At 28.5% G+C, this 18,832-nt stretch carries 17 protein-coding genes, 2 pseudogenes and 1 riboswitch; of the genes and pseudogenes, 3 read left to right on the top strand and 16 right to left on the bottom strand.

The window, feature by feature from the left end; all coding sequences use genetic code 11:
• Nucleotides 1-45: 45 nt before the first annotated feature.
• From HV819_RS00095 to HV819_RS00030, 14 genes and pseudogenes are all read right to left on the bottom strand, one after another.
• The gene (locus HV819_RS00095; protein ID WP_154538934.1) at nucleotides 46-984 is read right to left on the bottom strand and encodes an L-lactate dehydrogenase; all 939 of its coding nucleotides are present in this window, start codon (nucleotides 982-984) and stop codon (nucleotides 46-48) included.
• A gap of 79 nt (nucleotides 985-1,063) precedes the next feature.
• Nucleotides 1,064-1,591: an NUDIX hydrolase gene (locus HV819_RS00090; RefSeq protein ID WP_176269248.1), complete on the bottom strand. Its 528-nt coding sequence runs from the start codon at nucleotides 1,589-1,591 to the stop codon at nucleotides 1,064-1,066.
• 61 nt (nucleotides 1,592-1,652) lie between these two features.
• Nucleotides 1,653-1,928: pseudogene (locus HV819_RS00085) on the bottom strand (glycine betaine ABC transporter substrate-binding protein); the annotation flags it as partial.
• A 675-nt stretch (nucleotides 1,929-2,603) separates the two neighbouring features.
• The gene (locus tag HV819_RS00080; RefSeq protein ID WP_154538936.1) at nucleotides 2,604-2,885 is read right to left on the bottom strand and encodes a DUF1294 domain-containing protein; all 282 of its coding nucleotides are present in this window, start codon (nucleotides 2,883-2,885) and stop codon (nucleotides 2,604-2,606) included.
• Nucleotides 2,878-3,891, bottom strand: a complete 1,014-nt coding sequence (yiaK, locus tag HV819_RS00075; RefSeq protein WP_154538937.1) for a 3-dehydro-L-gulonate 2-dehydrogenase — start codon at nucleotides 3,889-3,891, stop codon at nucleotides 2,878-2,880. Before yiaK ends, HV819_RS00080 begins: the two co-directional genes overlap by 8 nt.
• Complete coding sequence (locus HV819_RS00070) at nucleotides 3,881-4,498, bottom strand: hypothetical protein (RefSeq protein WP_176269247.1); 618 nt, start codon at nucleotides 4,496-4,498, stop codon at nucleotides 3,881-3,883. The genes yiaK and HV819_RS00070 overlap by 11 nt, the downstream gene beginning before the upstream one ends.
• Entirely contained in the window at nucleotides 4,498-6,627 is a 2,130-nt protein-coding gene (locus HV819_RS00065; RefSeq protein WP_176269246.1) for a hydantoinase/oxoprolinase family protein, read from the bottom strand. Before HV819_RS00065 ends, HV819_RS00070 begins: the two co-directional genes overlap by 1 nt.
• A gap of 8 nt (nucleotides 6,628-6,635) precedes the next feature.
• A complete protein-coding gene (locus tag HV819_RS00060) occupies nucleotides 6,636-7,940 on the bottom strand; it encodes a citrate transporter (protein WP_176269245.1) in 1,305 nt (434 codons plus the stop codon).
• A gap of 346 nt (nucleotides 7,941-8,286) precedes the next feature.
• Nucleotides 8,287-9,189 (bottom strand): alpha/beta fold hydrolase, encoded by a 903-nt coding sequence (locus tag HV819_RS00055; RefSeq protein ID WP_176269244.1) that lies wholly within the window; start codon nucleotides 9,187-9,189, stop codon nucleotides 8,287-8,289.
• Between the two features lie 386 nt (nucleotides 9,190-9,575).
• A complete protein-coding gene (locus HV819_RS00050) occupies nucleotides 9,576-10,766 on the bottom strand; it encodes a cation:proton antiporter (protein WP_154538942.1) in 1,191 nt (396 codons plus the stop codon).
• Nucleotides 10,767-10,813: 47 nt separating this feature from the next.
• Nucleotides 10,814-10,885: riboswitch (Fluoride riboswitch) on the bottom strand.
• A gap of 313 nt (nucleotides 10,886-11,198) precedes the next feature.
• The gene (gene gloB, locus HV819_RS00045; RefSeq protein ID WP_176269243.1) at nucleotides 11,199-11,885 is read right to left on the bottom strand and encodes a hydroxyacylglutathione hydrolase; all 687 of its coding nucleotides are present in this window, start codon (nucleotides 11,883-11,885) and stop codon (nucleotides 11,199-11,201) included.
• A 258-nt stretch (nucleotides 11,886-12,143) separates the two neighbouring features.
• Entirely contained in the window at nucleotides 12,144-13,028 is an 885-nt protein-coding gene (gene sdaAA / locus HV819_RS00040) for an L-serine ammonia-lyase, iron-sulfur-dependent, subunit alpha (RefSeq protein ID WP_176269242.1), read from the bottom strand.
• Complete coding sequence (gene sdaAB / locus HV819_RS00035; protein ID WP_176269241.1) at nucleotides 13,028-13,693, bottom strand: L-serine ammonia-lyase, iron-sulfur-dependent subunit beta; 666 nt, start codon at nucleotides 13,691-13,693, stop codon at nucleotides 13,028-13,030. The genes sdaAA and sdaAB overlap by 1 nt, the downstream gene beginning before the upstream one ends.
• Before the next feature lie 186 nt (nucleotides 13,694-13,879).
• Entirely contained in the window at nucleotides 13,880-14,653 is a 774-nt protein-coding gene (locus HV819_RS00030; protein ID WP_176269240.1) for a DODA-type extradiol aromatic ring-opening family dioxygenase, read from the bottom strand.
• A 107-nt stretch (nucleotides 14,654-14,760) separates the two neighbouring features.
• Between HV819_RS00030 and HV819_RS00025 the strand changes: the two genes are divergently transcribed.
• Nucleotides 14,761-15,219 (top strand): MaoC/PaaZ C-terminal domain-containing protein, encoded by a 459-nt coding sequence (locus tag HV819_RS00025; protein WP_154538946.1) that lies wholly within the window; start codon nucleotides 14,761-14,763, stop codon nucleotides 15,217-15,219.
• 465 nt (nucleotides 15,220-15,684) lie between these two features.
• On the opposite strand, the gene HV819_RS00020 is transcribed toward HV819_RS00025, so the two are convergent.
• Nucleotides 15,685-16,524 (bottom strand): PrsW family intramembrane metalloprotease, encoded by an 840-nt coding sequence (locus tag HV819_RS00020; RefSeq protein WP_176269239.1) that lies wholly within the window; start codon nucleotides 16,522-16,524, stop codon nucleotides 15,685-15,687.
• Nucleotides 16,525-17,085: 561 nt separating this feature from the next.
• Here HV819_RS00020 and HV819_RS00015 point away from each other — a divergent pair.
• Both HV819_RS00015 and HV819_RS00010 read left to right on the top strand, forming a co-directional pair.
• Nucleotides 17,086-17,679, top strand: coding sequence for a helix-turn-helix domain-containing protein (locus HV819_RS00015; protein ID WP_176269238.1), 594 nt, complete (start codon nucleotides 17,086-17,088; stop codon nucleotides 17,677-17,679).
• 23 nt (nucleotides 17,680-17,702) lie between these two features.
• On the top strand, nucleotides 17,703-18,065 hold the full coding sequence (locus HV819_RS00010) for an IS3 family transposase (protein WP_176269237.1): 363 nt from the start codon (nucleotides 17,703-17,705) through the stop codon (nucleotides 18,063-18,065).
• A gap of 176 nt (nucleotides 18,066-18,241) precedes the next feature.
• Here HV819_RS00010 and HV819_RS11920 read toward each other — a convergent pair.
• Nucleotides 18,242-18,832 (bottom strand): annotated as a pseudogene (locus tag HV819_RS11920) (IS256 family transposase); the annotation flags it as partial.

Below are 18,832 nucleotides of genomic sequence, written 5' to 3'. Positions count from 1 at the left end.
TAATCTTACTACAGAAAAACCTAGGCTTTAAAACCTAGGATTATTTTACAGCTTTGATTTATTTATTATATCTTTAAGAATTTCAGCACTTTTTTGCATTCTTTCGTTTTCAGTATCTGTAAGAGGTACTTCAATAACCCATTTCACTCCATCTTTTCCAATAACACTCGGTACACCTATGAAAATATCCTTAAGCCCATATTCCCCATTTAAGTATGATGAAGTTGAAAATACACTATTAGTATCATTTATAATAGCTTCTACTAGTCTTGCTAAAGCCATTCCTATACCATAAAATGTAGCTCCCTTTTTATCTATTATTTCATAAGCTGCATTTTTAACCTTATCAAATGTATTTAATAGGGCTTCTTCATCAGTGTCTGAGTGGTTTTTAACCCATTCATATAAAGGAAGACCACCAACATTTGTGTGGGACCATACTGCAAATTCGCTATCTCCATGCTCTCCCATAATAAAAGCGTCAACACTTCTAGGGTCTATTCCTATAAGAGAAGCTATTTCTTTTTTAAACCTTGATGAATCTAGGGTTGTACCTGTTCCTATAACCTTATTTGCAGGAAAACCTGAATATTTCCATGTTGCATAGGTTAGGACATCTACAGGATTTGATGCTACTAAAAAGATTCCATCAAAACCACTATCTACAATTTGTCCTATCATATCCTTAAAGATTTTAAGGTTTTTTTCTATTAAATCAAGCCTAGTCTCCCCTTGTTTTTGTGGCATACCAGCTGTTATTACAACAACTTCAGCATCCTCACAATCAGAGTAATCAGCCTTATATATTTGTTTTGGATTAGTAAAAGATAAGACATCTGAAAGATCCATCGCATCTCCTTCTGCCTTTTTCTCATTTATATCTATAATTCCCAATTCTCTTCCTATACCGAGAATTGTAGAGGCATAAGCAAATGATGAGCCAACTGCACCATCACCAACTAAAATAACTTTACTATCTTTCATCTTTCCTCCTCTATTTTAATCTATAGTAATTTACTATACTTTAATTTTATTATACTACTTTTAGGAGAAATGATAAATATTATCGCATATCAAATAAATTATTATTGTCCTTTAAGTAAAACAAAAGTTTTATGTAATCTTTTTGATAAGGTACAAATTCTTTTTTATCTATCAAACTAAGAATTTCATCAAGAGTTTTAAATGAAGCATCCTTTACTTCTTCTTTTTGTAAAATCAGACTATCAAGTCCAAGTTTCATATTATTTATTATAAATATATCATCTATTCTAAACCTAGTCTTAACTGAAAGGTTTGGATAATCTTTTGAGAAATCATATTCTACCCCAAGTTCTTCAAAGAGTTCTCTATTTGCTGCGATTTGAGATGTTTCTCCGCTTGATACTGCACCTGATATGGTCAAATCCCACATATTCGCCCAAGAACTTTTATTAGAGCTTCTTTGTTGAATTAACATCTTACCATTTGAATCAAATATACAAACATGGATTATAAGTCTATATAAACCATTTGGAACCCTCTGTCTTCTTTCAATAATATCTCCTGTTTTATTTCTAAAATTATCATATAAATCTACATATTCTATCATATAAACTCCTTCTTATCTATTTTTATACCCTATTAATAATAAAAAGCGGGACTAAAACCCGCTAATCTAAAATATTATTTTCCTCTAAAAATTCTTTTGAGACATCACTTGCTCTTTCTCTTTTTACATCAACTCTATAATTCATCTCCTGCATCTGTTCATTTGTGATTTTATATGAAAGCTTTTCCAAAGATTTAACTAAATCAGGATGTTTTTTTGATGTATCCTCCCTCATAAAGGCTATTGCCTGATAAGGTGGAAAAAGATTTAAGTTATCTTCTAGTAAAACTAGGTTGTGTGAAATAATCTCAGAATCTGTCGAATAAATTTCAATTAAATTAACCTCTCCACTTTAAATTGCCTGATATTTTAAAGATGGCTCCATAGTCTTAACATCTAAATTAGGATTATATATAGATTTGAGTCCCCTATTTCCATCCATATCATGAGTTACAAATATAGTTGTTAAGGAAAGCTCCTTATGAATATCTTTAACCAAATCTTGTAATTGATTTCTAGAAATTGGATCAAGTTTGGAGAATGGCTCATCCTTTAGAAGTATTTTGGGTTTAATAATAACTGCTCTAAGTATACCCCATCTATTTTTTGTAAAATTCTTTTATACAATCTTCTCCAAACTTTTCTAAATAATTTCTAGTACTTCTTGGTATTAAAATTTACTTTCATATATGAATTTTTAGCCATAATTCCTATCTTAACTGAATCAAATTAAAAAATAATCTTGATATTACATGTTCTTCTTTTGAAATAAACTACATAAGAAGCCATAACTACAAAGACAGCTTTATTAGTTAAAAATTTATAATTATAAGCAATTTGATATAATAAAATATTTTTATTTATGATAGTTAAAAATACCTGCAAGAATTAATCTAGAATATATTTAATCGGACTAAATTCGAGTAAATGTTCTTTCTCTCACAGGCTTATTTAACTTTTTGGCAAAATAAGTTCAAATATCTGTAATGTTTTTTATCCATAATGATATTATTTATAATATATGATTGGTTTTTAATATCAATATTATAAATAAATGTATAAGCGTAAATATAGGAAGAAGTATCATAAAATTTTTATGCTTTGTTTTATGATGAATTAGTCTCATTAAAATATACATACTTAAAGCTCCACCTAAAAAAGCTATTGTTAAAAGCTTGCTTTCCTTAATTCTTTTTCTTTTTATTTTTTTTGAAGCTATTTTATCATAGCAAGTTAAATTTATAGAAAAAAGATTTATTATCAATAGGTAAATTAAAATTCCTAAATTAAACATTTATAAAAGATTTAACTTTCTCATAGTAGAAGTCATCAACTTCAATTCCTTCTTTTAGATTCTTATCTTTTCTTTTTATGCTTCCTTCCCCAGGAAAACGTACAGATGAATTTTCTTCAAGAGTTCTTACAGAGTGAACTTTTTGTTTTATTTTCTCGATTACTTTTTCATTTTCTTGCTCAGTGGAGAAAACTTCTGGATTCATAGCAATAAATATTTGGGAACATCCTGTACAGTTAAAAGCTTTGTCTTCATCCATATCGTAGGTTGACTTTCCGGTTGATAACAATGATGCCATAGCGTCAAGACATAAACTTAGACCTGAGCCTTTCCAATAACCTATTGGAAGAAGTCTTTGAGATTCAATGATTTTATTAGGATCATTAGTTAGATTGCCTTCACTATCAAAGCCACCAGGATATGGAAGATACTCATTTTTTATTTTTGACGAATCAAGTTTACCATATGAATATTGGCTTATAGCCATATCAAGGATTATATTTCCACTTTTTGATGGTATTGCTATACACATTGGGTTATTTCCTATGGATTTTTCATCCGAACCCCATAAAGGCATAAGTGATTCAGTATTAGTAAAGCATAAAGCAATCATCCCTCTTTCTGCTATAAGCTCACCATAAGTTCCAGCTCTCATCCAATGAGTGGAGTTTTTAACGCTAACCATTCCTATTCCATTTTCTATTGCTAGTTCTGCAGCTCTTTTAGAAGCTTTTATAGAATTTATAACTCCAAAACCCAAGTTTGCATCATAATTTTCTATAGCTCCAAATTTTTTAATGAGTTTGAGTTTTCCATTTATATTAATTAAACCATCATTTATAAAATTAATAAGTCTAGGAATCCTATTTAAACCATGTGAATTTACTCCTATTAGTGTTGAATCTGCATGAACTTTAGCCATTATTTCAGCATCTTCTTCTGATACACAATTTTTTAATAGGGCTAATTTTATAGTATTTTTTAAAATATCATATTTAACTTTCATTCTTACTCCTGTAATAATTAATTTTTTTTAAGAATACATTTTCTTTATTAAATGCTAAGGAAAGAAAATAATCTATCAGTACTGGATTAAAAGAAAGTGATAAAAATTCTTTTGAAAATGCCATTGCACCTATCTCACTTGATGATTTTAATTTATTTTTTTTCTTAATGGGACCAAGTTTAAAACTTTCAATATAAATACTATCAGTATATACATACTTATTTTCCTGTTCTATTTTATGAAATATTTCATGAGCAAGCACAATATCCTCTACATTAATATTTAAGCCTAAAGATATAATCTTATCTTCTACCTTTTTAATATTGTTTTTGCATAGATGAATTTGGTTAGGTTTCTCAAAAAAGGCTAACTCATAATAGGAAAAATTTTCACTTCCACAATCTTCAACTACTTTTAGATTAAATCTTTCTAACAGATCTTTAATACTATAACTCTTATATTTATTAGCAAAAGAAAACCCACATTCCATGGATTTTCTTATGATTTCCTTTTTATTTTTAATTTTTCTTGATAAGAAATCTTGATCTAATAAAAATAATGCAAAAGTTTTATCATCTATTAGTAAAATATCTTTTATTATATCCATTATAAATCATTTTTAGCTCCAATTAAGATTACCTCTTCATTTGTATCCCTTACTGATAGTTCTGAATCTATCAACATATTTAACTGTTCTAAACTTGTAAGTCCTTCAAAATCTGCTATTTTTGCACCAATACACAAATAAAGATCTGGGTTTAGCTTAATATCTGATTTAAATACTGATAAATTTTCCCAAATTTTATCTGCAAGAGATCTTATACTTGCACTAGAAGTTTTTAAAGCCTTTGCATCAGCTCGTTGTAGTTTTATAAAACCTTTATTATCAATAGCCCTAAGCTCTGACTTACCATTTACTTCTTTTGTATAAACTCTAAAATAATCATTTTTAGCTTCAAGTTTTATCTCACCCTTAGTATCAGAAAAACTATCTATTACTAATTCTTTTGCCTCATCATCACTTATATGTTTTGATAGTTCTTGAGTTGCGATTTCTGTAGATCCTGTTGCTATAGCACGAACCTTTGAAGTTTGTTGGTCAATTTCAATTTGTATTTCTACAGATTCAGCTGTAGCACCAGATTTTATTACTTGATCTGTTGCCTCATTTCTTAATAATCTTATATCATCATTAGTTGGTTGTGGTATTACCCTTTCCACAACATCTCTTACCATTGCAAGTGCAACCCCTATTGATGAAATTATCTCTGCCTTATCAGCTAATTTATATTTAACATCCATCTTACGGCTAGCATTTGGTAGGAGCACCTTTGCCCCTCCTCCACCTCCTACTATGGTAGTTTGTGATTTTTCAACTTTATACTTATCCATTAGCTCATAAATAACTTCATTAGTTGTATTGGCCGCATCATCAAGAACAGCTTGGGCTGCATCTTTTCCAGACATATTTAAGAATTCCCCTAGAAGATTAAAACATTTTTTTGCACTTTCTACATAACCAAATGAGTAGTCTCCTTCTTCTATAATTCCCAAGGCATTTGCTGCACAAGTAGTTGTTAATGCATAGTCCTTGCCATTATTTGCAGTAATAACTATATAATCTTCTGGATCATTTTTTATTGGAGATATTTGCTTGATTTTTGCACCATCGAATAAATCTGGTTTATTAAAAACAACATATTCAAGATTTGCAATATGGCATGATCTAGGCCCTACTTTTATAATTTTACCATTATTTGCCCTAATCATAGAACCTCCAGCAACTCCTACTGTATGAACGTCCATAGAATTTACCATCGTTCTTTGTCCACCTACAACCGCATAATCTATCATAGGTCTACCATTTTTTATAACTCCAATATCCGTTGTTGTGCCACCTACTTCAAAAAATATACCATTTGAAACCTTAAGATACATCAAAGCACCTACTGTAGATGCGGCAGGGCCTGAAAGCATAGTAAGAACTGGTCTATTTCTCATTTCTTCTATATCCATTACTCCACCATCACCTCTCATTATCATAAGAGGTGCCTTAATGCCAGCAGATTTAACGGCAGATTCAGTTGAATTTGCTGTTTGAATCATTCTAGGAAGAATTGAACCGTTTATAACTGCAGTTCTTGTCCTTCTTGTAAGACCATATAATTTTGAAATTTCAGATGCAGCACATACTTCAATATTCTTTTCTTTGCCAATCTTTTTGATTAAAAGTTCTTCTTCTATATCATCAACACCAAAAGTTTTACTAGCTGCTATAACCCCACATCCTTCACTTATAAGACTATCAATCGCATCTGATATATTTTTTTCATTAAAATTTTTTTTATTGATATATCTAAAAGCAGTAGTTATCTTTCTTTTACCCTCTTCATCAAGATCTATATCTTTAATTTTAGCTTGAATTTTTGATAAAAATCCAACAATTCCACCATCTGATACAGCTATTACTCCAACTTTTGCAACATCACCTTCTACAAGAGCATTTGTAGCTTGAGTAGTTGAGTGTGCAATAAATGTAACCTCATCTGGTGAAATATTATTTTCAGTTAAACATTTTTTAAACGAATCTATTACCCCTTGGCTTACACCAAGTTCATGATCGTGAGTTGTTGGTATAATTCCTACTCCGACTATTTCATATGTTTCATTATCAATGGCTACTGCCTTCGTATTTGTTCCGCCAACATCTATACCTACGCGAATTTTTCTTGACATAATACCTCCTATGATCCAAAAAATACGAAAACTAAGAATAAATTAATGGCTGATATAAGCCATGCCCATACAACTCCAGTTTTCATAAAACTTTTTACACTAACCTTACTGTAATTTAAAGCCCATAAATTCCAAGATTGAGTAGGACAAGCTGCAAGGTTCATTGCTATAGTTGGTACGTACATAAGAGTAAATAAAAATGGTGTAGAATATGATCCAAGTTGTGAAAGTACACCCACAGTTGCAGCACCAGCACCAAATATTGTAAGTGGTCCTCTAAATAATCCCAAAGGGGCAATTACTACAAAAGCAATTGTTAAACCCAAAGTAGTTTTTGGCAATAAATCTCCTAAAATAGGATCGAAGAAAGGTGCTGCTACACCACTTATTTTATTAAACATAGGTAGAATAAATAAGAAACCTAAAAGGCTTGCTACATCTATTACCCCATCATAAAATGTTTGGGATACTACTCTTGAAATATTATTCCAACCACCTTTTAATTTACCACAAACTCCTAAACCAAATACTGAACCTACAATAAAAGCAGGAATAGATGCCCACGAAAATGCTATTGATAAGGTTGTAGGTATAATTGGTGTTATTAATGCTATAGCTGGTACATTATCTAAAGACACATTTTCTTCATTTAAATTAAGATCCCAAGATTTTCTTCTTTTTGTTTTATTTAAAACTTTCATATGAACAAAAAGCATAATTCCAATAATTATAAGTTGAACAGCCATGGCAATAAAAGCCCAATTTAAATATTCACTATTATAAGTCATATCTTCAAAAATTGCTTGCATTTGTGAAAATAAAACAGGATTTAAATACATACCACTTGCAACACTCATCAAATATGAAGTTACTGCTAAATACTTAGGTACACCTAGTGATAATAATATAGGTAAAACAATTACCCCTATAGCAACTACAGCTCCTGCTCCAAATGTTGCTGTGAAAATTATTCCTGTAACAATAGAAAGTAAAAGAGTAACTATAAAAGGATCATCTCCACCAAGCTCTGTTACAGATTTTATAAGTTTTGATGCAATTCCTGTATCAACAAGGATTTTCCCAAACCAAGAACCAAAAATTACATTAACTGCTGTGGCACCCCATGATTCGGGTCCACCTTGTAAAATATCTTTCATTCCATCTTCCCAAGTAAGCTTACCACCTAAGATACAAAAGAATAGCCAAATAACTGCCATAACAAAAAATCCAGTCATTAGGTTTCCTCCTCTTGCCGCATAAATCGCAAGACCTATATAGGAAATAATAAGTGCTATTCCAATAGCAAGTTCCATACTAACCTCCTAATTTTAAAAAATAAAATGTAATCGCTTACATTCATAAGATCTATTATATGAAAACTTTTTACTAAAGTCAATTAAAATATTTTTATTTATAAATTAAATATAAGAATTATTATAAATAAAACTTTATACACCATTAAGTAAATTGAATGATAAGAGCTTAATCAAAATATATAAGATAAATGAAATTATTAATTAGCTACTAATCTTTTACATTAAAAAATCCTAATATAGATTATAATAAAATACAACCATTTATTACCCATATCTATCAAAGCAAAATAGATAATTATATTAGAGTATTATGCAAAGATAGAATTCTTAATTTTAAAATTCGTCAATTATTTTTATTCTCTTTTCCCAAAATTTTATATAAAGATAATAAAAATTTGTCCTTTTCATCAACAAAAATCGCATGACCTGAATCTTTAAACTCTATAAAATTAACTTTTTTTGGAAAATTTTCTATACTTTTATAAGCATTATCAATCGGAATAACCATATCCTTATCCCCATGCATCCAAGTTGTTGGCATGATAATATTATTAATCAAACCAGAACCATTTTTAGTATTATCATATTTAACCATGGCAAGCAAGGCTTCTAGAAAACATTTTTGTTTTATAAAGTCTTCTGCCATTTTTCTTAAATCATTAGGATCAGGATCATTAACATTAAATATAGTTTGACTTAAAAGGTCTTTAAAAAAGTCAATATCCTTATCCTTTATCCCATTTAAAATTGGAATAGTAAAAGATTCATCATGCTTTAAGCTAAAATCTTTTAAAAAGTTTGGAAGCTTTAATTTAAAGTGATCATCTTTTTTTTCTTTCTTATCAGGCATAATAAAACCTTCATTTCCAACAGATGCTATTAAGATAAGATTTTTAACAAAATCTGGGTATAATCCTGCAAAATCCATACAGACTAATCCTCCCAAAGACCAACCTGCAAGACTTATCCTATTAATCTTTAAAGCATTTAAAAAATAATATAAATCAAAAGCCCAATCTTTCATCTCTTTATGTTTAATTTTATATGTTGAGTCTCCATAACCTATCAAATCAGGTGCATAGACATTTATATCTTGATCAAATGATTCTAGCAAATCTTCAAAAAAACTAGATGAAGATTGAAAACCATGTACAAGAATAAGCACATTGTCTCCTTTACCAACATGTCTATAAGCCATTATTTCGCCATTTTCTAATTTAATTTTACTAAATTCAATTTCTTTCATTTTGCACCTTCTATCTCACTCTTATATAATTATACAATTCTATTATATACTAAAAATAATATATTTATATAGATAAGTCTATTAATTTATATCTAATAAAAAATTTTAGAAAAACAGATATTTTTTCATATAGAAAGCAATTAAGAAAAAAACTTATTTAATATAATAAATGTAGTATTCTTACTAATAAAAACCTATAGTTGTTGTATATTAAAAAAATAGATAAAAAGTTATCTATAATGATATATTAAGATTCAATAGATATAAATTTAAGAAAATACATATGTAAAATTTTTAAATAAAATACTAGGCAAAGATTTCTCTCAAATATAAAAACTCGTATAAGCAATCCAATGATTTATACGAGTTTTTTATTTAGACTATAATTAATCCAATAACTTATTATAAAGATTATCAATAAATATTGCTCCTAAAGGTGCTGTTATTAAAATACCTAAGACTGCAATAGACAAAATTACATTTCCAGATGATAGTCCATTTGCCATGGGAATTGAACCAATAGCCGCTTGAACTGTTGCCTTTGGCATATATGATACAATAGTAAATATCTTTTCTTTCTTATTAAGTTTTGCATCTTTTACAGCTATTAAAGTAGCAAAAGATCTAAATAAAAGAGCAATAAATATCATAACTATCCCTAAAAGTCCAATATTTGACAAATATCTTATATCAACTTCTGCACCTACTAGAACAAATAAAAGAATCTCTGCAAAAATCCAAATTTTTCCAAACTTTTCTGAAAGCCTATTAGATACAATTTCCTTTGCTTTAAGCCTATAAAAACTTGCCATAGATATTATTGCCAAAAGTCCAGATATTGGAATTTTTCCCTTCAAAATATTTTCAAAAGATACTAGAAGAAAGGAAATACCCAAAAATATAAGTAACTTAATAGAATTTCTTATTAGATAATCTCTACTATAAAAAAACTCAAATATCCTATCAAGTAAATATCCTATTATACACCCAAGTAATATTCCTAAAATAATAGACACAGGAACATTTAGCAAAGATATGAAATTTGTACCTTCTCCCTTAGCCATAGATAGAAAAATCGAAAATAAAACTAAAACAAATATATCATCACAAGACGAGCCAGCCATAATCATTTGTGGAATAGACTTTCCTACTCCCCTCTTTTCTTCTATTAACTTAACCATCCTAGGTACTACAACAGCAGGAGATACTGCGGCAAGAACTGACCCCATTAAAAGCGAATCAATAGGACTTATATTAAAAAATAATCTTGCAAATAAAAAATAAGCTAGAATTTCAAAGCTTGCAGGTAGAAAAGATAAAAGAATGGCAGATTTTCCCACCCTTTTTAAATCTGATATATCTAAGGAAAATCCTGCTTTTAATAAAATTATTATTAGAGCAATTTGTCTTAAATCTTCTGAAATCAAAAGAATTTTATCGTCTAGTATGTTTAGTCCAAAAGTTCCTAGTATAATGCCTGTAAGAAGCATTCCAATAAGAGAGGGAAGCTTTAATTTTTTTAAAATCTCCCCAAGAAAAAGACCTATAAGTATAATGAGGCCTAGTGATAATAACATAATATATCCTCCTTTTGGGACAAAAAAACTGATGAGTCCTGTCCCTTATATAGACAGAAGTCATCAGCATAATGCGGTTTAAGATTAATCTTAGGGAGAACTTCATTCCCTAAATTTATTATATATAAATTTATAATTTAAGTCAAGAAGTTAAAGGGGCTGTTGCAAAATTATGAATTTCTATCGTTGCATCATTTCAAGTTACTCCTAGACAATTTGAGAATAGCCTGCCGGCTCATGGAGGCCAAATTGTCGTAGAGGGACTTGAAATGATATTGCAACGATTAATTCATTTTGCAACAGCCCCTGATAGCTCTTATATAAAATAAGGCCTTATCAAAATAATACTAGCTTTGTTTTTATTTTTACCACTTATAATTATTTTAGAAATATTTATATCTTCACTATCATAATCATTATTTAAATCCTTAACTAATTCTTTATCCTAATATATTCTTTAAACTCATTAAGATCTTTAGCCATAAAAAATGGATTAATACGATATTCTTTTTCTACACTTGTAGGTAAGCTTGGAAGTCCTTTATCAATTTTTTCTTGAGCTTCATTTATAGCATCATCAATAATTTTATCTTTTATAATTTTCTTTGATGATTTTAGACAATCTATGGTATATTCATGAGCAGGATATATTAGAGTATCCATGCTTAGGTTTTTAATTTTTTTAACAGAATTAAATGATCTATCATATTTTTTAGTAAATACCCTGCCACAGCCTGATGAAAAAATAGTATCTCCACAAAATAGGTTATTTTCAGTAAGATATGATATATGCTCTTCAGTGTGCCCATCTGTCTTTATTACCTTAAATTTAAATCCCAAAAGCTCAAACTCGTCCCCATCTTTTACTGTCTTATCGTTTAAATCTTCAGTTTCAATTGGTCCTATTACAATAGAGTTCTTATATTTTTCTTTCAAGCTCGAAACTCCACCTATATGATCCATATGCTTGTGAGTTATTAAAATTCCTACAAGATTTTTACCTTTGATATATTCTAAAACAGGTCTTGTTTCCCCTGGATCTATTATAATAATATCATTAGCTTTTTCTATAGCCCATATATAATTATCTTTTAAAGCTTTTATATATTTAATTTTCATACACAATCCCTTCTTATTAGTAGTTATTATTATTTATACCACAAATTTAATTATTTAATAAAGAAAAAGGTATTTTTATACATTTGGATCTTGTTTTTAAAGTTTTAATATAGCTAATTGTCTTTTTTTCTTCATTTCTAAATTCTAAAAATCACAATCGATATTTAGAATAATTTTATATTAGTACTATAAAGTCTACAAAAATATATTATTAATATAGTAATGTAACAGGTAAGAAATATAACTAGGTCTTATTTTTTATTCATCATTTCCAAGTGCAAAGAATTTTTCTCTTATTCTTCTTCCTGTTTCTGTACCTGCTATTCCACCTATTCCTGTTTCTCTTAACGCTTCCGGAAGTGTTGATCCAACTTCACCAGCAGCCCTACAAACTTCATCAAATGGTACAATAGATGTAATTCCTGCCATGGCCATATCAGCAGAAATAAAAGCATTTACAACACCAGATGCGTTTCTAAAAGTACAAGGATACTCTACAAGTCCTGCTATGGGGTCACAAACCAGTCCTAAAACATGAAGAAAAGCAAAACTTGCAGCATGAAAACATATTTCTGGAGATTGGTCATAGAGATAGCATGCAGCTGCTGCTCCCATTGCAGAGCCTGAGCCAGTTTCAGCCTGACAACCACCTTCAGCTCCAGCAAATGATCCATAATAACCAATCATTTTACCTATACCTATTGCTGTAAGCATTGCTTCTACAATTTTTTCATCTGAAAATCCTTCTCTCTTCTTTAAAGAATATAAAATCGCAGGTAGAATACCTGAAGAACCTGCTGTAGGGCTTGCAACAATCTCACCCATAGCGGCTGATATTTCAAGAGTTGAAAAAGCCATAGCCATAGCTTCTGTTATAAAATCACCTGTAATTGACTTGCCTTCTTTAGAATATGCATTCATTTTTTTTGCAAATCCATCAATCATACCCATAGTGGTCTTAGTTTCATTATTTAGATTGCCTTGAGCTGATCTTTCCATTACCTTAAACATTTTTCTTAATTTATTTAAAATATCATCTTTGTCAATTTGCGATGATTTTAATTCTTCTTCCAATACTAAATCGTGGATGTGAAGTCCTCTTTCCTCACATTCTTTAATTACGTCTTTAGCCTTTCTAAACATTATTTAACCCCTTCTATATAGTTTGCATAGTCATATCTTTTATCATTTATAATTTTATCAATCAAATCTTTTTTAAGCCTTTCATTAAGCTCGATAATCAGTGTTACTTCCTCATCTTGTTTAACGGTCTTTATACTTTCTATATTGTAATTATTGGTTGCAAGAAGTTTAGACACTTCATAGATAACACCCTTCTGTTCCCCATATTTAAGTATAATTGTAGGAAATTTTCCGTTATAGGAGATTAATACGTCATTTATTTCAATAATTTCAATATTACCACCACCAATTGATGATCCTGTAACAGATGATGTAGTTCCATCCTTATAATAAAATACAAGCTTAGCTGTATTTGGATGAACAGTGCCTAAGTCATCTTTAATAAAGTGAAATTCTAAACCTTCTTTTTTAGCTATTGCAAAAGAATCCCTAAGTCTTTTATCATTTGGTTTAAAACCTAAAACACCAGCCAAAAGTGCCTTATCAGTTCCATGACCCTTATAAGTTTTGGCAAAAGAGCCATGTAAATGAAAGTCCACTCTATAGAAGCCTTTTTTCACAATAGATATAGCTACTTGAGCAATTCTTGCAGCTCCTGCAGTATGAGATGACGATGGACCTATCATAACAGGTCCTATTATGTCAAATACTCCATATTCTTTCATATTTTCTCCTTTATTTACTATAATTTAAATATAAATAAAACCTTTTCAAGCTTATCATTTTAATACATCTACAATAGTATAATACTCTTATATTTTTATAATTAAATATTGATATATTATTAATTCATACCTTTACTTGACTAATTAAGAGAACTTAAAAAGTAAGCACAAAAGTCTTACTTATCATCATTTAAATATAAAAGAAGTCATTGAAATAGAAGCTAAACTTCCAACTTGATTAAAAACTTCTACCTTATCATTATCACTTGCTCCCAATACATAAATAAGAGGATAAAAGTGATCTTTGCTTGGGACTGCATAGGATGAATAAGGGTTTTTATCATAGTTTATGACATTCTCAAAGTTTTTAGATAAGACATTTTCTACTATGAACTTATCAAACTCCCTATTTTCTAAACTTGCATCTTTTTTTTCCCAATCAACATACCTAAGATTGTGAACAATATTTCCACTTCCAAGTATTAGATATCCTTCATCTCTTAAATCTTTTAATTTTTTTCCAATCTTAAATACTTCTCTTTCTCCTATACTAGCATTTACTGATAATTGAACAACAGGAATATCAGCTTCTGGAAACATATGAACTAAAACTGTCCAAGTACCATGATCTATCCCCCATTGTTGATTTAGTTTTATATCATCATTTTTTAAAAGATTAAGAATCTTATCTGTCAATACATGGTCTCCATTTACATGGTATTTGACCTCATATAATTCTTTTGGAAATCCATACATATCATAAATCTGTCTAGGATTATCTTCATTTTGAGTAAAATTCCCTCTTGTAAACCAATGTGCAGATATAGCTAATATTGCCTTAGGCCTTTCATATTCATCTATTATATAATTTCCTATTTTTTTAAAATTCTTTGTTATCTCTGTGTTTTCAAGTGCGATCATAGGTGAGCCATGACCTACAAATAATGTTGGTAATTTCATAAAATCTCCTTTACAAAAATATAGATACCCTAAAATCAAATTATTATATAAATGTTTAAATTATCTATAAATGGATAATAATGTTATAAGAGTTAAAAGGAGTTATTATGTATTTTGAAGATTATAAAATAGGTGATAAATATCTACTAGATGAAGAAATAGTAGACTTTGATGAAATGATTGACTTTGCAAAAAAATATGACCCTAGGCCATTTCACCTTAATAAAAATAGTGCAAAAGAAACCAGATTTAATGATATAATTGCATCAGGTTTTTTTACATTAGCCTTTTCTTGGTCTAAGTGGGTTAAGACAAAAAAAGACGAAGAGGGAATGATTGCAGGTGCTGGATTAAATAATCTTGTATGGTATAATCCTGTTTATGCAAATGATAGACTAAAGTCTATTCTTACAGTTTTAGATAAGAGAAAATCTAAGACAAAGAAGCAAGGTATAGTAAATTTATCTTATCTTACCACAAACCAAAATAATCAGAAAGTTTTATACTTTGAGGCAAATATTTTAGTTAAAAGTAAAACTTCTACAAATAATCAAGATTCTATTTAAAAATCAATATTTTGGTAAGTCATTATATTATTAAAATTCCATCCATATTTTATCTAAGATAAGCTAGATAATTATTATCTTAATAATTATCTAACCTTAACTTAGAAATCTTATCATCAATACTTACTATTTCAAGATTTAACTATCTTAGATTTACTCATTTTATAGTTTTTAAAATGTGCTAAGTTAATAATTAATCTTTTATAAATTTATTATCTTTATAAAATAGTCTTTGAAAGATTTAATTTTTGACAATATGTCTATTTTCTTCCCCTATCTTGTTAATTTTAAGCAACAAAAAACAGTAAAACTAATCTGATTTACTGTTTCTTGAATAAGCATTTATCAAATTGATATCTGCTTAATTAAATATATTTATTAATATATAATCAATAATCATTTTATTATTTCTATCATTATTTTAAATATAATACTTATATTATTGATTGTAATTAAATTGCAATTTTATTCAACCAACACATTCCTAGGTAGCTTATCATTATTATCTAAATTATTAACATTTGTAAATACATAATAAGCAAGATTTAAATTTATACTTCCAATCAAAAGAAATACCCAATCACCTTCAAGTGGAGAATTCCAAATGAAATGCAAGATAACTGGAGCTATAATAAAACATAAAGCTTTAGGTCTAGAAATTACAGAACTCTTTTTTATAAGAGCTATAAGTCCAACTCCAAAAACTATTGCAAAAGCCATATGACTACCAAGGGCATTAGAAACCCTCTCAAAAGCTATTGTAAATCCACTATTTGTCTCCCCAAAAGTACTTTGAAAAATATATGCCCAATCTTCAAAAACCTGAAATCCAAATCCTGAAATCATTCCAGATATAAAAGCTTCTTTCAATGAAATTCCTTTACACAATAAATATACTAAAAGTACAACTATACCTTTAGCTATCTCTTCTGCAAAAGGAGCAGTTAAAGCAGCTCCCCACTCATCAAGTAATGTCTGTGGTGCTTTTATAAAAAATAAGAACATTGAAATCAAGGAATTTCCTAGACTTCCTAAATATAATGGCAATGTAAATCCAAGTATAAAGCTCAACATAACTACTTTACATGAAACATTTAATTTTTTTACTAAATAGTATATTAAAAATGCAATTGGTATAGCATATAATAAAACTATACTTGATGCAATTAAAAAGCTAGGAAATAAAGCTACATCTTTATCTTTTTCTGAAAACTGAATAAAAAAATCACGAAAACTCACAAATACTAATGCTAAAGTTATCGCGACTAACAAATTACGCCCATATTTACTAATAAATTTTTTCATATATCATCCTCCATATTTAATAATATAATTGAATTATTTTTTAATATAATATAATTTATTTCATAGTAAAAAATATATTATTTAGAATTATATTATTTATTAAAATAGTAAAATTTTCACAATAATTATATCATTTTTTAGATATTATTTCAACCATCAGATTATTTAAATATATTGAGTATTTAATAGAAAAATCAGTAAATTTTTACTATATAATCTAAAATATATACTTAAATATTTACTAAATAAGATTTGTCTTCTAAACCTACATCTTATTTTTGATATTTAAAATGACTAAATTTTTTTAGTGTTGTTTAAAAACATCCTTAATTTTAGAATTTACTAAATTATCAAATAATAATATTCTGCCTTTCTTATTTTTGATTTATTCCTAAAGGAAATTCTTATTCCTTATAAGCAGAATAAAATATATGATAATTATTATTTCCAATATAAATAGTTAAAATAATAATTTATATATTTTATATAAAACTTCAAAGAAAAATGAACTGACCCCCAAAAGTTAGACCTAAAAACTAACTTAAGGAGGTCAGTTTTTAAATGGCAAAATATAGTACAGAATTCAAAATGAAAGTAGTAAAAGAATATTTAGGATCAAATATCTCATATAAATCTTTATCAGAAAAATATAAACTTTCTCATCAGGAAATAGTAAAAAGACGGGTAAATGCATACAAGTCGCTAGGCTATGAAGGACTAAAAGTAAAAAGAAAAAATACACAATATACTTTGGAATTTAAGTTAAAAGTAGTAAACTTGTATTTAACAGGAGAAATGTCCTATCAAAGCCTAGCAAATGAATTAAAGATAAACAACCCATCAATAATAGCAAGATGGGTAATAGACTTTAGAGAAAAAGGCATAGAAGGACTGAAATCTAAAAAGAGAGGAAGACCTTCAAAAATGTCAAAATCCCCAAATAAATCAAAATACACTAAAATAGAAACATCAGCAAACATAACTAATTTAGAAAATGAATCATTAACACAAGCACAACTAAAAGAAAAAATAAAGAAATTAGAAGAAAAAAACTATTGGCTCCAACTAGAAAATGATGCAATAAAAAAAAAGATAGAATTGTCTCAAATGACAGATACAGAAATAAGACAATTGCTGAAACAATTGAAGTCTTAAGAAGTGAATACAAACTAAAAGACTTGTTAAAATACTTTAATATTGCCAAATCAACATACATGTATTGGCAAAAACGCTTAAATATACCAAATAAAGATATAGAGATAGAAAAGAAAATACTTAAGATAAGAAAAGACAATCCAAACTATGGCTACAGAAGAATAACAGCCATGTTAAAAAGAGCAGGACTGATAATAAACAAAAAGAAAGTACAAAGATTAGTTCAAAAGTTAAAACTTCAAGTAAAAAGCTATTCACGAAAATCTAGAAAATACTCATCCTACAAAGGACAGGTAGGAAAAATATCAGACAACAAAATAAAAAGAAACTTCAAAGTAGAAAAACCATACACAAAAATAACAACAGACACAACAGAGGGTCTGTAAATAGTTTTGTGTATCAACCAAATCCTGAAAAAGGGTAAGGGTTGATACAATTTTTTATGTATCAATATCTGTCCATTCCTATAGGAATGGAGCTTATCTTAATTTTATACGAACTTAATAAACTGTCAAATTTTCATGAAAATTTGCAGCTGATTTTATAGTTTTTTTACCTGTTTTTAAAACCTCCCTTCAAAAAATATTGATAATTGGGATAAGATTTGATCCCAGCCACGAATTCTACTTGTCCATTTGCTTGAGGCATCTACCATTGCTAAATATAGGCTTTTTTGTAGTGCGTAGTCATTTGGAAATATTGTTTTATTTTTGGTTACTTTTCTTAGTTGTCTATTGAAGTTTTCCATCGCGTTTGTTGTATATATTAGTTTTCTTATTCCTTCTGGGTATTTGAAATATGTGAGAAGTTTAAGCCCAGTTATTTTTCCAAGAGCTTACACACATTGGGTATTTTTTATCCCATTTTTCTTCAAATATTTCTAGGTTTGTTAAAGCTAGTTCTTCTGTTGGTGCCTTGTATACTGTTTTTAAGTCTTTCATTAATTCTTTTATATCTTTGTAGGATACATATTTAGTTGAGTTTCTTATTTGATGGATTATACATTTTTGTATTTCGGCTTTTGGATATACTGCTTCTATGGCTTGGCTAAATCCTGGAAGGTTGTCTGTTGAGAATATTAATACATCTTCTAGCCCTCTTTCTTTTAGCTGGTTTAATACTAAGAGCCAATATTTGCTTGATTCGTTTTCTC

The organism is Anaerococcus faecalis (assembly GCF_013371425.1).
Classification (GTDB): domain Bacteria; phylum Bacillota; class Clostridia; order Tissierellales; family Peptoniphilaceae; genus Anaerococcus; species Anaerococcus porci.
Note: the sequence above shows the minus strand (reverse complement) of the source record. Positions and strands in the feature narration are given on the sequence as shown.

What these genes read in the sequence shown, in the direction of transcription:
- sdaAA (WP_176269242.1), bottom strand. Translation starts at nt 13,028, where the DNA reads ATGTTTAGAAAGGCTAAAGACGTAATTAAAGAATGTGAGGAAAGAGGA.
- HV819_RS00080 (WP_154538936.1), bottom strand. Translation starts at nt 2,885, where the DNA reads ATGTTTAATTTAGGAATTTTAATTTACCTATTGATAATAAATCTTTTT.
- HV819_RS00065 (WP_176269246.1), bottom strand. Translation starts at nt 6,627, where the DNA reads ATGTCAAGAAAAATTCGCGTAGGTATAGATGTTGGCGGAACAAATACG.
- yiaK (WP_154538937.1), bottom strand. Translation starts at nt 3,891, where the DNA reads ATGAAAGTTAAATATGATATTTTAAAAAATACTATAAAATTAGCCCTA.
- HV819_RS00060 (WP_176269245.1), bottom strand. Translation starts at nt 7,940, where the DNA reads ATGGAACTTGCTATTGGAATAGCACTTATTATTTCCTATATAGGTCTT.
- HV819_RS00015 (WP_176269238.1), top strand. Translation starts at nt 17,086, where the DNA reads ATGGCAAAATATAGTACAGAATTCAAAATGAAAGTAGTAAAAGAATAT.
- HV819_RS00050 (WP_154538942.1), bottom strand. Translation starts at nt 10,766, where the DNA reads ATGTTATTATCACTAGGCCTCATTATACTTATAGGTCTTTTTCTTGGG.
- gloB (WP_176269243.1), bottom strand. Translation starts at nt 11,885, where the DNA reads ATGAAAATTAAATATATAAAAGCTTTAAAAGATAATTATATATGGGCT.
- HV819_RS00030 (WP_176269240.1), bottom strand. Translation starts at nt 14,653, where the DNA reads ATGAAATTACCAACATTATTTGTAGGTCATGGCTCACCTATGATCGCA.
- sdaAB (WP_176269241.1), bottom strand. Translation starts at nt 13,693, where the DNA reads ATGAAAGAATATGGAGTATTTGACATAATAGGACCTGTTATGATAGGT.
- HV819_RS00025 (WP_154538946.1), top strand. Translation starts at nt 14,761, where the DNA reads ATGTATTTTGAAGATTATAAAATAGGTGATAAATATCTACTAGATGAA.
- HV819_RS00090 (WP_176269248.1), bottom strand. Translation starts at nt 1,591, where the DNA reads ATGATAGAATATGTAGATTTATATGATAATTTTAGAAATAAAACAGGA.
- HV819_RS00055 (WP_176269244.1), bottom strand. Translation starts at nt 9,189, where the DNA reads ATGAAAGAAATTGAATTTAGTAAAATTAAATTAGAAAATGGCGAAATA.
- HV819_RS00020 (WP_176269239.1), bottom strand. Translation starts at nt 16,524, where the DNA reads ATGAAAAAATTTATTAGTAAATATGGGCGTAATTTGTTAGTCGCGATA.
- HV819_RS00095 (WP_154538934.1), bottom strand. Translation starts at nt 984, where the DNA reads ATGAAAGATAGTAAAGTTATTTTAGTTGGTGATGGTGCAGTTGGCTCA.
- HV819_RS00070 (WP_176269247.1), bottom strand. Translation starts at nt 4,498, where the DNA reads ATGGATATAATAAAAGATATTTTACTAATAGATGATAAAACTTTTGCA.